Source organism: Brevibacillus sp. NPDC058079, assembly GCF_042885155.1.
GTDB lineage: Bacteria > Bacillota > Bacilli > Brevibacillales > Brevibacillaceae > Brevibacillus.
Map to the genome: position 1 here is coordinate 543,325 of NZ_JBHVSO010000003.1, position 15,433 is coordinate 558,757.

Sequence of the window (15,433 nt, forward strand, 5' to 3'; positions counted from 1 at the left end):
AGGTTTTTTCTTTCTTATTCTTTTTCATTCAACGTAACGCCATTTATTTTCAAATGAGCGCGAAACATTTCCAGCATCGAAGGCATCGCCTCTTTTTCTGGCCAAGAATCCGCCTTCCACAAGCCTGCTTGTTTAAATGCGCGCGGGCAATGAAGGAAGCACTCGTCTACCTTCACGATCACGCCCATGCCGTTTGTTTTACCCTTCCATTCTTGCGCAGCGAGTAGCTCTGCATCTTTCGTAATGCGGGCTGATCCGTTAATTCTCAACACTTCTTCCAGACCAGGAATCAGGAAAATCATACCCACCTGCGGATTGGCGATGATATTCAGCAAAGAGTCGACCCGTCTGTTCCCCATTCGCTCTGGAAAAATAATATGGTGATCATCCAGCACTTTAACGAAGCCCGGCTCGTCGCCTCGCGGGGAAACGTCACATTTGCCTGAAGCATCTGCTGTAGACAAGAAAAACAACGGCGACATAGACACGTAATGAATCACATGCGACTCAACCTGCGCGATGCTTTTTTTCACAACCGCCTCGTGCGGTTCTCCTACCAGACTTTTTAGTTCTTCTGCACTGGTGATGAGATCTTTTACTTCCAACGGATTCCACATAGGTTCTACTCTCCTCTCTCTATGTATATCTTTTCTTCGTCTACCGGTGCTTTGGCTTCTCGGTTACTGATGTAATCTTTGTAAGCAACAATTTTACGTTCCAGCATACCATCCACATTGATTAACGTTTTTATTTGCTGCTCAATATAGTGTTTGTGTTCTTCTAAAAGACTCAATCGAGCTGTGGTAGTATGTTCTCCTTCTAAAAACAGTGAAGCGTACTTCTTGATTTTCGAGATAGGCATTTGCGTTTCTTTTAACTTGATAACAAATCGCAGCCATTGAATATGCGAATCGTTATATCGCCTGTCACCGCTTTCATCGCGATCCGGAATAATTATTTTTTCCTTTTCATAATATCGCAGCGTATGTGTGCTTATCCCTAATAGATGTGCCACTTCACCAATCGTGCGCATGAGAAACCTCCGAATGGATTTTATACCCTTGACTTAGAGTTTACTCTAATCAGTATACTCAATGAAACATTCATTCTCAATTGAAGTTATTGAATAAATTCAGGAGGGATATACATGAAATATACGGTCATTACGGGAGCAAGCTCAGGAATTGGCTTTGAAACCGCTCTGGCATTCGCTGCTCGTGGAAAAAACTTAATTTTAGCAGCTCGTCGAACGGAGGAATTAGAAAAGGTAAAATCAAAAGTGGCTGAAATCAACGCAAAATTGGATGTAGTCATTCGAACAGTTGACTTAAGTGTGAGTGAAAATGTTCATGACTTTTACGACAGTCTAAAGGATTATGAGATTGAGACCTGGATTAACAATGCGGGGTTCGGAAACTTTGCTTCTGTTGGGGAACAAAACTTGAATAAAATTGAGTCCATGCTTCACTTGAATATTGAAGCACTAACGATTCTATCTTCTCGTTATGCTCGTGACTATGCACATGTGCATGGAACGCAAATCATCAATATTTCTTCAGGCGGAGGTTACAGAATCATCGCTAACGCCGTGACCTATTGCGCGACGAAGTTCTATGTTAGTGCCTTTACGGAAGGTCTAGCACAAGAATTGAAGGAGAACGGAGCAGCCATGCAAGCAAAAGTCTTGGCACCTGCTGCGACAGAGACCGAATTTGCGAAGCGTTCCTTTGATATTGATCATTTTGAATATGCTGGTGCACTTCCTAAGTTCCATACAGCTAAGCAAATGGCCGATTTCTTGCTCGATTTATATGACAGTGAGAAGGTCGTTGGAATAGTGAATGGAGCAACATATGAGTTCGAGCTAAGGGATCCAATCTTTACGTATGTGACGAGGTCAAGAAACTAGTTTTTTTATCACTCCGAGACGTTTTTCGCATAAAAAAGAGGATGAGTAAGTCTCATCCCCTTTTTTATGATTACACCATGACTTTGCAAATGTCGTTCGTAAACTCAACCGGGTCTTGAATCGGCAAGCCTTCGATCAAGAGCGCCTGATTGTACAGAAGCGCCGTATACAGATTGACCTTTTCCTTGTCTGTGTCAAAGGCACCCTTCAACGACTGGAACACCGCATGGTTCACATTGATCTCCAGTACCTTGTCTGCCTTGACATTCGAATTGTTTGGCATCGCATTCAAGATTTTTTCCATTTCAATCGTCACTTCACCCTCAGTCGACAAGCAGACAGGGTGTGACTTCAAGCGCTTGGAAGCTTTTACGGCTTTGACTTTTCCTTCGAGCAGCGATGCCATATAGTCGAACAGTTCTTTGTTATTTTCGTTTTCGACTTCGGCTGCTTTTTCTTCTTCGCCTGGCTCGATTCCCAAATCCCCGCTCGATACGGATTTGAATTCCTTTTCCTTGTAGTTCATCATCATTTTGATCGCGAACTCATCGACGTCATCTGTGAAGTACAGGATTTCGTAACCTTTCTCGGATACGAGCTCTGTTTGCGGCAGTTTTTCGATTCGCTCGATCGACTCGCCAGATGCGTAGTAGATGTACTTTTGATTTTCTGGCATTCTCTCTACGTACTCTTCTAGCGTCACCAGCTTTTTCTCTTTGGAAGAGTAGAACATCAACAGGTCTTGCAGTGTTTCTTTATGTGTTCCGTAGTCGCTGTACATGCCGTATTTCAGCTGTCTGCCAAATGAATTGTAGAACAGCTCGTATTTCTCACGCTCTGTTTTCAGCAAGCTTTGCAGCTGGCTTTTGATTTTGCTCGTGATGTTTTTTGCAATCAGCTTCAATTGACGGTCATGCTGCAGCATCTCACGAGAAATGTTGAGCGACAGGCTCTCGGAGTCAACCATCCCTTTGACAAAGCTGAAGTAGTCTGGAAGCAGGTCCGCGCATTTGTTCATAATCAGTACACCGTTCGCATACAGCTCCAGACCTTTTTCGTACTCCTTCGAGTAATAATCAAATGGCATGCTCTCCGGGATGTACAAAATCGCCTGATAAACAACGGCTCCATCTGCACTGATGTGGATGTGCTTGAGCGGCTTGTCGAAGCCGTAATGCTTACTCGCATAAAACTGCTCGTAATCCTCAGTCGTCAGCTCGCTTTTATTTTTTCGCCAAATCGGAACCATGCTATTCACGATTTGTTCTTCCGTCACTTGTTCGTACTCGTTTTCGCTGCCCTCTTTTGGCTTATGCTGCGTAACGTCCATTTTGATCGGGTAACGAATGAAGTCAGAGTACTTTTTGATAATCGCTTTTAAACGGTACTCTTCCAAAAACTCGTCGTAATTCTCTTCTTCTGTATTCTCTTTGATTTCGAGAATGATTTCGGTCCCGACGGAATCTTTGTGATAAGGCTCGATCGTGTAGCCATCCGCCCCGCTGGACTCCCATTTGTACCCCGTGTCGCTGCCCAGTGCTTTACTGATGACCGTAACCTTGTCGGCAACCATGAAGGCCGAGTAGAAACCTACACCGAATTGACCGATGATGTTGTACCCATCCTTCGCGTCGTTTTCTTTTTTGAACGCCAAAGAGCCGCTCTTCGCAATGACACCCAGATTATTTTCCAGTTCATCCTGCGTCATGCCGATCCCAGTATCTGTCAGAGTCAAAGTTCTGGTGTCTTTGTTAACCGCAATTTTGATGAAATAGTTCTCTTTATCGAACACCAATTGATCATCGACGAGCGATTTGTAGTAAATTTTGTCAATCGCGTCACTCGAATTGGAAATCAACTCGCGCAAAAAGATTTCCTTTTGTGTGTAAATAGAATGGATCATCATTTCCAACAGACGTGTAGATTCTGCTTGAAACTGCTTTTTTTCCATGAAATACCCACCCTTCCGGACTTCTTATGTATTCCTTTTCCAATGTTAGCACTCTCACCTCGCGAGTGCTATTCACTATTTTTATAACAGTCTTAGATTTTTCTGTCAATATGAACCAGCTGTTCAAGGATAATAAAGTATTAGACTAACGTATCTTTTTCACTCATCCAGCACTGGAATTGCGTAACGCATCAGAAAAAATGAACTTAATTATTTTGATTTTTTGCTCCCCACTCACATAACTCTTCCAAAACGGGTAATAGTGTTTTCGCTTTATCCGTGAGACTGTACTCGACTTTAGGAGGAACTTGAGGATACTCTTTCCGTTTCACCAAACCATCCGCTTCCAATTCTTTTAGTTGTGAACTTAATGTTTTATAAGTAATAGCTCCTATTTGTCTTTTCAGATCATTGAAGCGAACCGGTTGGTTTTCTGCTAGAAGATAAATAATAACCATTTTCCATTTACCACCGATTACTGACAATGTATAACCAAAAGGTGTATCTTGAATATTTTTAACTTTACCTTTATATTTAGCCATGCTCATATTTACACTATCCTTTCCGGTAGTAGCTATCAATAAAGTGCGTACTGCTTTTTTATTTTTGGTCCGTTTATACTAGCCTTACTTTGAAGCAAAGGAGAGACAAACGTGACTAAAAAAACAATACGCCTGTTAATGCCGCAATGGCAAGGGGGAAATAACCCTAACTACTCTCTTAGAGCCGAGTTGCTTGCGTGGCTAGCTCCGGACAATGATCAACCCCTTATTCATATACCAGTTCGAGCTTATGATGGAACTCCGCTTGAAAACGAGAACGGTACTTATGGGAGAAAACAACTAATTGAACAAGTAGAGGCTGCTCATCATATCATTGATGCTCATAAGCCAGATCGGATTGTGATGTTTGGCGGTGACTGCTTGGTAGAGCAAGCTCCATTTGCGTATTTAAACAAACGATACGGTGGTGAATTAGGTTTAATTTGGATCGATGCTCACAGTGATTTGGTTAGGATTGTTGGGTATGACTACGGACATACATTACCTCTTGGGAATCTTTTGGGAGAAGGAGATGAAGAGGTCGCAAAACATGTGGAAATCCCTCTGAAGCCTGAAAATATCTTTATGGCGGGATTAGAAGCTCCTACAGAGCAAGATTCAGAAATCATTCAAAGGCTAGGTATTAAAACAGCGGGAACGAAAGCGTTGATGAAAAGTACTGAATCTGTAAAAGAGTGGATAAAAGAAAGTGGCATTAAGCACCTGGCTATTCACCTTGATTTAGATGTCCTTGACCCAAAGGCATTCCGCTCTTTATTATTCGCCAACCCTGAAGCACCTTATAATCTTTCTGCTGCGGGAACAATGCAAATACCTCAACTACTTCATCTGATTAAAGAACTATCTGAAGAAACAGATGTAGTTGGATTCGGTATAACCGAGCATATGCCGTGGGATAAGAGCTTGAGAATGAAGATGGATAGAAACAGAAACCCTCGGGTCAATTGCCCAAGGGTCTCCTTTGCTTGCTCCTTATTATTTCACCGGAATATAGCCCGTTTTTTCTACTAATTCTTGTCCCTGTGGCGACAAAATCCATTCGATCAGTTTCTCTGCATTCGGATTGTCCGTCCCAGCTGTCACTGCGTAAAACTCGGCCGCAAACGGATACGCTCTGTTTTTTATCGTTTCCTTATTAGGCGTTACCCCATCAATTGCGAGTAGACGAATGTTTCCGTTTCGCACCATCTCCGTGGCATAATACAAGAACGAGTAACCGATGGCATTCGAATAATTTTTGTAGTTGGCTGTTTGCTCGATGATTCCACCCATCCCTGTTACCACGTCTTCTTGTGGCGCTGTCATGAGCTCTCTACCTCCCATGATCTTCTTCAGCATTGTCTGACTCCCGCTATTTTCTGGTCGCTGAAAGGCACGAATGAACTCATATCCGCCCCCGACTTCTTCCCAAGTAATGATGTCTCCCGCATAGATGTCGCGAATCTGCTGGGTAGTGAGTCCCTGAACGAGACTCTCTGCATTGACAAAAAAGACAAAGGCTTCCCTTCCGATTGGTGTCAGTTTCAGCTCTACACCTTTTTCTTTTGCGGATAGGAGCTGTTCTTCAGAAGGACCTGCTGCAAAGATGACATCGACTTTGCCATCCAGCAAGTTTTCGTACGCATTTGGCGTCTTGCTTACCATGACTTCGCTGTCGTAAAGGTCGTAAACTTTCTCGGGATAAACAGCCTGCACAAAGGAAGCGTAAAGAGGATACAAGGCGGTCGCCCCATCTATTTTGGGCAGATCAGACTGTAACGACAGTGTCGCTGGTTGATCCAGTTTTTGAATTTTAGAGTCTGCACCAAACGGTTTATACTGTTCCAGATCGACCTCCGCCTCACTGACCACAGGAATGCTGTTATGGTAATAGCTGCTGATCTCATATCCTGCAACTGGCAGCGTACAAAAGAGAAAATAGACAAAGAGGGCTCGATTCCATAAGCGACTCTTTTGTGGGGCGAAGATTTGGCCGATGATGTAGATGATAAAAACGACCGTCGTGACAGCGACAAGAAGGGAATACACTCTTCCCTGTGCGTTCAGGGCAGTCATCACAACCGCCACGATTCCTATCACAGTGATGATCGCACCCAAAACGATACAGCCGAAGACTTTTCCTACCAATTCTTTGTTCATTCCTTCTCCTCCCAGTTCTCCTACCGTTATTATAAATGATTGGAAGAAATCAGGAAGGAGAAGCATACCAAACGAGCCAATTCACTCAGCACCTAACCATTCCTTGTAATCTTTTGCCCATTTTTGCAAGTCATTGATGAACAGGCTCGCGTGATATCCATCACAAACCGCATGATGGACTTGTAAAGAAACAGGCAATAACGTTTTGCCTTCTTGCTCGAAATACTTTCCACTTGTAATGATTGGCAGCAAATACCTCCCATCTCCCGAAATATTCAGATTAAACCCACTGAAGCTAACCCAGGGAATACACGAGACAGGGAAGGTATACGGCGGTTCCAGTTCTTTCGCCACAAGACCTTTGTTGTTCCCGTACTGTTTCATATCCGCTACGTAATTTTGATAAAACACATGGAACTCGTCAGCGAATTCCGTCCACATCGTAGAAAAAGTTTGATCATCCTGATGAAAAAAAGTATAGCTGGGTATCATACTCTCCCAATAGCCCAACTCGCCATCTGTATGAAAGGAAGTCCGAAATTCGCGATGCGCATTGACAACGTTCGTCACCATATACAGAAAAGCCGGGTACAGCTTCAACCCCTTTTGCCGTAGAGCGGGGAGCAATTCCGTTATATCAATGTTGGCAGTCATACTGAAGGTGCAATTTACTCGGTTCAGATAATGCTCGAAATAAGACTTTCTGCTCCAATTATCTAGATCGATTCGCTGAAATTTCATTGGATATCCCTCCTAAAATCGAAAACATCATGATTTTAGGAGGTGATTTTGCGTGTCCTTTTCATAACACCATCCCCTTCTCCAATCCTGCCTTACCCCTCCAGCATACCATTTGCAGCTCTTCCTGACATCAGCCTGTGTATAGCCGAAATGTTTAAGCAGAAATAGGGAAGGGAAAAGGAAATCGATGGTAAAGGAGGAACATGATGAAAAATATGATTTTATGCATAGCTCTTTTCGTTTCTATTCTTTTTTCAACTCCCGTGCCTGTACAAGCCAGTCAGTTCAGCGATATCCCGGATGGACATTGGGCTCGGGAATCGGTTGATTTCATGGTGAAAAAAGGAGTATTAAGCGGCTATTCCAATGGAGCCTTCAGGCCGAATGATGCGATTGACAGAACCGAATTAACCGTTATGGTTCATAAGTTGTTTAATAAGCTTCGTCCGAATCTTAACAAAGAATCCTCCGAACAGAAAATACAGAAGTTTGAAGATGTCCCCAAAAACCATTGGGCCTATCAGCCATTGATGGAAATGTACGACGCGAACTCATTTGGTGTTGTAGATTGGGACTACGATAAAGTTTACATCTATCCCGAAAAAAAGGTAACGCGATGGGACACTATGTATATCTTCCAATCATTTTTTGGTCAAGAAATGTATCACAATCCCGAAGAAATCATCCTGATAACACTCATGGATATTGAGGATATTTCTGTACAATTTTTTGATGTGAATCGGTATTTAATGTCAAGCTCTCCAGTTATCATTTCTTCTGATTACATTGCTAATGATGAATATTCGATTCACTACGGTTACCTGAATACTGGCGAAATTGTATTTGCCAATGGTAACATTGACGCTACAAAAGCTTCTGCACTTGCATGGCTAGTGGACAACGGAATCATGAGTACGTGGAAAAACAAATTGGAAGTTCACGATCCACTCACACGTGCGGAGGCAGTGGTGATGCTGCACCGTACTTACAACGTCTTATTAGCGGACGGTTCTCTCTCAACTTATACGAGTAAATAACCCTCGCCCAAACTCTCATTTTGAAAAAGGAGCCCCATTTGGAAGGCTCCTTTTCACCAATTTCCCCTTACTCCATCTGCATTTTGCTCATATCCATATACAGCACATTCCACCGATGACCATCCAAATCAACGAAGCCCGTCTCGTACATCCCCGGTTCACTAAAAACAGCGCACCCAGCCTTTAGCCTTTACCACCTGACACACCAATAGATGATAAAAACGACCGCCGTGACAGCCACAAGAAGAGTACCGCTCATTCAAGAGGCAAAGTGATTTTAAATAGAGTCGTAAACTGTTGATTCCTCTCCAAATGAATCGTCCCCTGATGTAACGTAATAATTTTTTTACAAATGGCTAGACCGAGTCCGGTGCTATCTTTCACAGGATTACTCCCTTTTATGAACTCTTCAAAAATGTGTTCCCTAACATTCTCTTGAACACCTGTACCGTTATCACCCAACCACAGAACAACGCCGGTCTCTATTTTCTCGCATGAAACGAATAGCTTCGTTCCCGGCGGATTATGTTTTAGCGAGTTACCGATCAAATTCGTAATAACGCGGTTCATATGCATTTTGTCGAACATGACAAACAGCGGCTCCTCTGGAATTTTCACTTCCAACTGAAATCCCCTATCTTCTATTTCCGGATAAAATTCCGCAACAAGCTGCATAAACCACTTACTAATATTCACCTTTTCTTGATTCAGTCTCACGTTCTGGTCTTCCAGCTTTGCCAGTTCGAACAAATCTTGAATCAAATGAGCCATATAAGACGATTTGTCGTTAATATATTGAACATACTGACGCCTTTGCTCTTCTTCTAGCTCCGGCCTATCCAGCAACAACTGAGAATACCCGAATACAGAGGTAATCGGTGTTTTCAGATCATGAGACAGATGCAACAGCATGTTTCTTTTGTTGTTTGCTACCGCTTCTTTCTCTGCAGAGGTCTGCTGTAGTCGTTCTGCCATTCCGTTAAATGCTTCTCGGATTTCTGCAAATTCCATTTCAGCCGAAAATGTAAGTCGCTTCTGATAATTGAAGCCTTCCATCTCTTTAATGCCCTCTACAATTTGCTGGAGAGGCTTCTTCATTTGCAAGACGGAGTACCGGGTGTAGAAATAAAGGGCGATGAACAACAGAACGACAAACAACGCTATTAAGATTCCAAGCGCCAATGATATATTTTCCAACCGCTCAGGAATTTTCCATAACAGAACATAGTTTTCACCCTCTGGCCCTTGCGCTCGATAGGCATGGTAGAAAATTGAATCATCATTTCGCAGTATGTCCACTTTAGCGTACAGCATTCCATCGCTATATGTCATGATATTGTCTTCCTTGTTGCCTTTTACATAGATGACTGTCCCCGATTCATCCACGATCTCGAACCAGCCGCCGTACTCGTCTAACAACCGACCATCAATCTTTTCAAAAGGGTACTGGTATATTTTACTGCCGTCCACTCGGGTCAAATCAGGCGATTTATCAAAATAGTTGTCCATCAACAGGTCTGTCCCCAAAAGAGCAATCATAATCGTGCATAAGAACAAACCGCTTATCACAACATAGTGCCGAAAAAACAGTTGTTTTAACGGCCGCTTGTCGGGGATGCTCTCATTTTTTTTCAAAACGGTAGCCTAACCCCCTGATCGTAATAAGATAAACTGGCTTTCTTGGGTTATCCTCAATCTTCTCCCTGAGTTTGCTGATATAGACCATAATGAGGTTTTCATCCCCTATGTATTCCTGCCCCCAAACATGCTCGTAAATGGATGCTTTTGTAAAAACTCTCCCCGCATGCTTCATCAGTAAAGACAAAATCTTGAACTCGTACGATGTCACTTCTTTCTGCTGTCCATTTTTGTACAGCTTACAGCTCACCAAATCGAGCATGACATCGCCAATTTGTATGATTTCATGGTTCTGCTTTTCACCTTTAGAAAATACATCCATTCTTCTGAATAACGCTTGAACTCTGCTGACGACTTCTATGGGGTTAAAAGGCTTCCCCACATAGTCGTCAGCGCCAAGCTGCAGTCCAATAATTTTATCCATATCGTCCGATTTCGCGGACAGGAACAAAAACGGAACTTCGGAAATATGTCGCATCTTTTTTAATAACTCGTATCCATCCATCATCGGCATCATAATATCTGCAATAACCAGATCGATTTGCACGCTTGAGAATACAGCCAGCGCATCAACCCCATTACCTGCTTCATAAGTAGCAAACCCGTAATTTTTCAAATAAATACTGAGTAGTTCACGAATTTGTGCTTCATCGTCGATGATCAGTATCGTTTTGATTGTACTTCCCTCCATCGCCTCATGTCGCAACGAAGCACAAACAAGAAGTCACGGCTTGTTGTACACTAAAATAATTGGTCTGCGAACCGAGATAGTAACGCAGCCGCTTCTTTCCTTACCATCAGTTGCTCTGATTTATAATCGACATTGCCATCTCTGCCTTTCACCACTTCTGGTCCGTATAATCCTTTTGCCACTACGAAATGGACTCCCTCTAAAGCCCAAGCATCTGTCCTACCACTCAACTTGGCTTTTTTCGGCTCTGCATGAAGATAGCCAAATGCCATGCGCCATACGATGGTTGCTGCTTCTTGACGCGTCAATGGCTCGTTCGGATAAAATTTGCCATCAGCAGATGCTTTTAGTAAACCTAACTCGTAAGCTGCTTGAATTTCCCGCGCATACTTGTTACCTGAAAGATCCGTGTAAATCGGTTTATGCTTTGATGGGGCAATGCCACTCCACTTGATGAACCAGCCAACAAACTCTCCTTTTGTTATCTGTTGTTCGGGCGAAAAGCGATTGTCACCTTCCATATCAGCAAAGACACCGATCTGTCTCAGGTGATAAATATAGGACGCATATGGATGGTCATTCTCCACATCCTGATAACGTTGCGGCTCAGGCATTTTTTCTGCCCAACTATCTGATTTTAACTCGTAATAGAAAGCCTGCACATCTCCGTGATCGTTCAGCTTAAAACCAGCTTTACTACCTTGTTCGTCCTGGAATAAGAGTGGCTCCACTTCATATAGGACATGTTCTCCCAGCGGGTCTTTTACAATAAGTTTGCCGCCTTCAGCACGTATACGAGTCGTCCACATCCGGTTTCGCAAATCGCTGTATGTCCCTTCAAACTTCGTGAGTTCTTGTTTCGCTAACTCAAACGATCCTCTTTTCTGCTCATTTTTCGGGTAGTAATGATCCATAAACGCTTCAATCAGAGGCATACGAATTTCGAAGTCCTTATTGACTGTAACAAATACTCCCACTTTTTCTTCCGGGATCAACCACATCCCGGTATGGTATCCTTGTAAATCCCCTGCTTTTTCAATAACATAATGTCCATTGTAATTTTGCTGGTTGGCATATTCGAAACCAAGCGCCATGTTATTCAGCTTTGGATGCACGGAAAGATGAGGTCTCTGCATTTCTGCCGCCGTTTCTTCTTCCATAATCGTCGCATTCCCAAGCTTTCCTTTATTGAGATGAGCAATCATGAATTTAGCCATATCAGAACCAGTTGAGAGCATTCCACCATCAGGAAGCTCAGTTGGTACCGTTGCATAAGTCGGAATCGGCTGTCCGATAAGATTATAAGGTACAGCCAACTCTTTGACTATTGAGGGTGTAAGTCGAAAATCACTATTTTCCATGCCAAGTGGCTTAAAGATGCGTTCCTGCACGTATTCACCAAATGGTTTTCCTGCTACTTGTTCTACAACATAACCTTGAATGATGAAGCCGAGGTTGTCATATCTGTAAAACTCTCCTGGCTTGCGAATGACATTTGGGAGATTGTCCATAACGTATTTCTTTAAAGAAACCTCCCGTTTCAAGTCGGTTGTTGAAGAGTCAGAAGTGTCTCCAAAGTCAAATCCAGTGGCGTTCATTAACAGATGTTTCATTGTAAGAGGAGTGCCTGTCTTATTCGGAATCAGGGCACCCCCCATATATGCGGATACATCTTTGTTCAAATCTATTTTTCCTTGCTCCGCCAATTGCATAACGGCTGTAGCTGTAATAACCTTGGATACTGACGCTACACGGAATACAGTCCGATCAGGATCGACCGGAATCTTCTTCTCTACATCCGCATATCCATACCCTTTTTTAAAAAGGACCTTGTCTCCTTTTACAACTACAAACGTAGCTCCTGCCATGTTGTTCTTAATTTCTGACTGGTTAAAAAATTCATCTGCAAATTGCTCTACCTCTCTCGGATCATCCGGCCCAGATACAGAAGATGCGAACACTTTGGTTGGAGAAACACCTCCGCTTACAAGGCTGACGCTCATAGTAGTTACAAGTACAGTCGCCATTAATGTCTGTAACTTCGAAAACATTTTCATAAGATTGCTCCTCTTCTTTACCCTTATTTCCTTCTCTAGAAGAGTAAACAATCAGTCTTAATCGTATTTCTATACAACCTTAATAGAACATGAATTTTTTGCTTGTTCATGCAAAAATCCCTGATTTCTCAGGGGCACGATTCTCTATTCTTGTTGATATCAGTCTCATCTCCATATACAGTACATTCCACCGATGACCATCCAAATCAGCGAAGCCTGCCCCGTACATCCCTGGACCGTGTTCCCGTGGCTCACTGAAAACAGTGCCCCTTGTCTCTTTCACCTGATTCACCAATTCATCCCCTTCTCCATTCCTGCCTTACCCCTCCAGCATACTATTTGCATCTCTTCCTGACATCAGCCTGTGGATAGCTGCAATGTTTAAGCAGAAATAGGGAAGGGATGGTAAAGGTGGAACATGATGAAAAATATCATTTTATGCGTAGCTCTTATCGTTTCTATTCTTTTTTCAACTCCCGTGCCTGTACAAGCCAGTCAGTTCAGCGATATCCCTAATGGGCATTGGGCGCGGGAATCGGTTGATTTCATGGTGAAAAAAGGTGTATTAAACGGCTATTCTAATGGAGCCTTCAGACCGAATGAGGCGATTGACAGAGCCGAGCTCACTGTTATGGTTCATAAGCTGTTTACTAAGCTTCGTCCGAATCTTAACAAAGAATTCTCCGGGCAGAAAATACAGAAGTTTGAAGATGTCCCCAAAAACCATTGGGCCTATCAGCCATTGATGGAAATGTACAACGCAAACTCATTTGGTGTTGTTCATTGGGACTGGGACAAAGTTTACATCTATCCCGAAAAAAAAGTAACACGTTGGGAAGCTATATACTTCTTCCAAACATTTTTCTATCAAAAGATGTATGAAATGCCCGACGATCAAGTTTTGCAAATCCTTGCTCGAATTGACGACATTACCGTACAGTCGGTCGATTCACCTAACTATCGATCACCTTATCCTGGTTCAGCTCCTTTTCCTGACGACGAATACACAATTAGCTACGGTCACCTCGACAATGGAGAAATAACTTTCGCCAACGGTGACATTGACGCATTAAAAGCTTATGCACTCGCATGGCTGGTGGGCAACGACATCATGAGTACGTGGGGAAACGAATTGGAAATACACGATCCACTCACACGAGCAGAGGCAGTGGTGATGCTGCACCGCACTTACAACGTCTTGTTAGCGGACGGTTCTCTCTCAACTTATACGAGTAAATGATCCTCGCTCAAACTCTCATTTTGAAAAAGGAGCCCTCCCATTCGGAAGGCTCCTTTCTCAGCAATTACCTCTATACTCCATCTACTTTACTCATATCCATATACAGCACATTCCACCGATGACCATCCAAATCAGCGAAGCCCGCCCCGTACATTCCCGGACCATGCTCCCGCGACTCACTGAAAACAGTGCCTCCAGCGGCTACCACCCGCCCCACCACTTCATCCACTTCTTCCCTGCTCTCAGCATCGATCGAAAACAACACTTCCGTTCCGCGCTTCGTATCTGCCAGCTCATTTTGGGTAAACGATTGGAAGGTAGCTTCCGGGAAAAGCATCACCAGGAGGTTTTTCTCACCAATCAACAGGCCCGCTACATCTTTGCTGTTCTCATGGCGAGGATGAAAAGAGAATCCGAGTGCGGCAAAAAACGTTTTGGACTTTTCGAGGTCCTTGACAGGCAAATTGATCCAAAGCTCTTTTGTCATGGGAATTTCTCCTTTGCGTTTTGGTTGGATGATGCTTGTTATTCTCCTTTAAGAATAGCAGAATCATGCTCGAAGGCTTCTTCCCGATTGCTATTATTAGTCAAACCGTTCATTCGTATTATCCGATATTGACACTCGGAATTAGAACCGATAAAGTATTGGATAAACTTGGTTGTAAAAGCGCAAAAATTCAAAAAATATTAACGAGGTGGGCACATGGCAAACGATTTGATTCAAGCAATTACCCTGTTAAAACAAAAAGAATGGGTCGATCTCACGCACACATTCGGTCCAGAATCTCCTCACTTCCACGCCTTTGACGCCGCCGAATTCCAAACGCTGTTCACACATGACGACGGCTTCTTTGCCCAACGCTTCTCTTTTCCTGGACAGTACGGTACGCACTTGGATGCACCGATTCACTTCGTGCGCAACAAGCGTTACTTGGACGAGATCGAGCTGAAGGAGCTCGTATTGCCGCTCGTCGTCATCGACAAATCAAAAGAAGCCGAAGCCAACAACGACTATTCGCTTTCCGTGGAAGACATTCTGCATTTTGAAACCGGGCATGGTCAAATCGAGAGCGGTTCCTTTGTCGCCTTGCGCACAGATTGGAGCAAGCGCTGGCCAGATGTGGATGCCTTCAACAATAAGGATTCAGATGGCAATAATCACGCTCCTGGCTGGTCTTTGGAGGCTTTAAAATTTTTGTTCGTGGAAAGACAAATCAAAGCAGTCGGTCACGAAACCTTTGATACAGATGCGACGATCGATTACCGGAAAAACGGAGCGCTTTTGGGTGAATATTTCGTGCTCGATCAAGACACCTATCAAGTAGAACTGCTCAAAAATCTCGATAAGCTTCCAGCAAAAGGTGCTGTCATTGTAAATATTACACCGAAGCCTGAAAAAGCCTCCGGGTTTCCTGTACGTTCGTTTGCGATTTTGCCTTAAAACCAAAGCCGAGGAAACGTCAGGTA

The 15,433-nt window shown here is 43.4% G+C and carries 15 protein-coding genes and 2 pseudogenes; 5 read left to right on the forward strand and 12 right to left on the reverse strand.

The window, feature by feature from the left end:
* Positions 1-14: 14 nt before the first annotated feature.
* Positions 15-617, reverse strand: a complete 603-nt coding sequence (locus ACFVS2_RS12705) for an MSMEG_1061 family FMN-dependent PPOX-type flavoprotein (RefSeq protein WP_390234339.1) — start codon at positions 615-617, stop codon at positions 15-17.
* Positions 618-622: 5 nt separating this feature from the next.
* A complete protein-coding gene (locus ACFVS2_RS12710) occupies positions 623-1,033 on the reverse strand; it encodes a MerR family transcriptional regulator (RefSeq protein WP_390234342.1) in 411 nt (136 codons plus the stop codon).
* Between the two features lie 114 nt (positions 1,034-1,147).
* On the opposite strand from ACFVS2_RS12710, the gene ACFVS2_RS12715 reads away from it, so the two are divergent.
* Positions 1,148-1,909, forward strand: a complete 762-nt coding sequence (locus tag ACFVS2_RS12715) for an SDR family NAD(P)-dependent oxidoreductase (protein ID WP_390234344.1) — start codon at positions 1,148-1,150, stop codon at positions 1,907-1,909.
* A 70-nt stretch (positions 1,910-1,979) separates the two neighbouring features.
* Here the strand turns inward: ACFVS2_RS12715 and htpG are convergent, their stop codons facing one another.
* Complete coding sequence (gene htpG, locus ACFVS2_RS12720; RefSeq protein ID WP_390234347.1) at positions 1,980-3,860, reverse strand: molecular chaperone HtpG; 1,881 nt, start codon at positions 3,858-3,860, stop codon at positions 1,980-1,982.
* 206 nt (positions 3,861-4,066) lie between these two features.
* A complete protein-coding gene (locus ACFVS2_RS12725; protein WP_390234350.1) occupies positions 4,067-4,408 on the reverse strand; it encodes a winged helix-turn-helix transcriptional regulator in 342 nt (113 codons plus the stop codon).
* Positions 4,409-4,513: 105 nt separating this feature from the next.
* Here ACFVS2_RS12725 and ACFVS2_RS12730 point away from each other — a divergent pair, with 105 nt between their 5' ends.
* Positions 4,514-5,434 carry an arginase family protein gene (locus tag ACFVS2_RS12730; RefSeq protein ID WP_390234352.1) on the forward strand — a complete coding sequence of 307 codons (921 nt, stop codon included), beginning with the start codon at positions 4,514-4,516 and terminating at the stop codon, positions 5,432-5,434.
* Here the strand turns inward: ACFVS2_RS12730 and ACFVS2_RS12735 are convergent.
* On the reverse strand, positions 5,399-6,562 hold the full coding sequence (locus ACFVS2_RS12735) for a PstS family phosphate ABC transporter substrate-binding protein (protein ID WP_390234354.1): 1,164 nt from the start codon (positions 6,560-6,562) through the stop codon (positions 5,399-5,401). The two genes, ACFVS2_RS12730 and ACFVS2_RS12735, sit on opposite strands and share 36 nt — an antisense overlap.
* Before the next feature lie 81 nt (positions 6,563-6,643).
* Positions 6,644-7,303, reverse strand: a complete 660-nt coding sequence (gene catA, locus ACFVS2_RS12740; protein WP_390234356.1) for a type A chloramphenicol O-acetyltransferase — start codon at positions 7,301-7,303, stop codon at positions 6,644-6,646.
* Positions 7,304-7,509: 206 nt separating this feature from the next.
* Here catA and ACFVS2_RS12745 point away from each other — a divergent pair, with 206 nt between their 5' ends.
* Positions 7,510-8,340, forward strand: coding sequence for an S-layer homology domain-containing protein (locus tag ACFVS2_RS12745; protein ID WP_390234359.1), 831 nt, complete (start codon positions 7,510-7,512; stop codon positions 8,338-8,340).
* Positions 8,341-8,407: 67 nt separating this feature from the next.
* On the opposite strand, the pseudogene ACFVS2_RS12750 reads toward ACFVS2_RS12745, so the two are convergent.
* The 5 genes and pseudogenes from ACFVS2_RS12750 to ACFVS2_RS12770 all read right to left on the reverse strand — a co-directional run.
* Positions 8,408-8,524: pseudogene (locus ACFVS2_RS12750) on the reverse strand (VOC family protein); the annotation flags it as partial.
* 71 nt (positions 8,525-8,595) lie between these two features.
* The gene (locus ACFVS2_RS12755) at positions 8,596-9,975 is read right to left on the reverse strand and encodes a HAMP domain-containing sensor histidine kinase (RefSeq protein ID WP_390234361.1); all 1,380 of its coding nucleotides are present in this window, start codon (positions 9,973-9,975) and stop codon (positions 8,596-8,598) included.
* Entirely contained in the window at positions 9,962-10,669 is a 708-nt protein-coding gene (locus ACFVS2_RS12760) for a response regulator transcription factor (RefSeq protein WP_390234364.1), read from the reverse strand. The genes ACFVS2_RS12755 and ACFVS2_RS12760 overlap by 14 nt, the downstream gene beginning before the upstream one ends.
* A gap of 50 nt (positions 10,670-10,719) precedes the next feature.
* Complete coding sequence (locus tag ACFVS2_RS12765; protein WP_390234366.1) at positions 10,720-12,726, reverse strand: serine hydrolase domain-containing protein; 2,007 nt, start codon at positions 12,724-12,726, stop codon at positions 10,720-10,722.
* 106 nt (positions 12,727-12,832) lie between these two features.
* Positions 12,833-13,027, reverse strand: a pseudogene (locus ACFVS2_RS12770) (VOC family protein); the annotation flags it as partial.
* 120 nt (positions 13,028-13,147) lie between these two features.
* On the opposite strand from ACFVS2_RS12770, the gene ACFVS2_RS12775 reads away from it, so the two are divergent.
* Positions 13,148-13,966, forward strand: coding sequence for an S-layer homology domain-containing protein (locus ACFVS2_RS12775; RefSeq protein WP_390234367.1), 819 nt, complete (start codon positions 13,148-13,150; stop codon positions 13,964-13,966).
* A gap of 70 nt (positions 13,967-14,036) precedes the next feature.
* On the opposite strand, the gene ACFVS2_RS12780 is transcribed toward ACFVS2_RS12775, so the two are convergent.
* The gene (locus ACFVS2_RS12780; protein WP_390234368.1) at positions 14,037-14,453 is read right to left on the reverse strand and encodes a VOC family protein; all 417 of its coding nucleotides are present in this window, start codon (positions 14,451-14,453) and stop codon (positions 14,037-14,039) included.
* Between the two features lie 216 nt (positions 14,454-14,669).
* On the opposite strand from ACFVS2_RS12780, the gene ACFVS2_RS12785 reads away from it, so the two are divergent.
* A complete protein-coding gene (locus tag ACFVS2_RS12785) occupies positions 14,670-15,407 on the forward strand; it encodes a cyclase family protein (RefSeq protein ID WP_390234369.1) in 738 nt (245 codons plus the stop codon).
* Positions 15,408-15,433 lie beyond the last annotated feature (26 nt).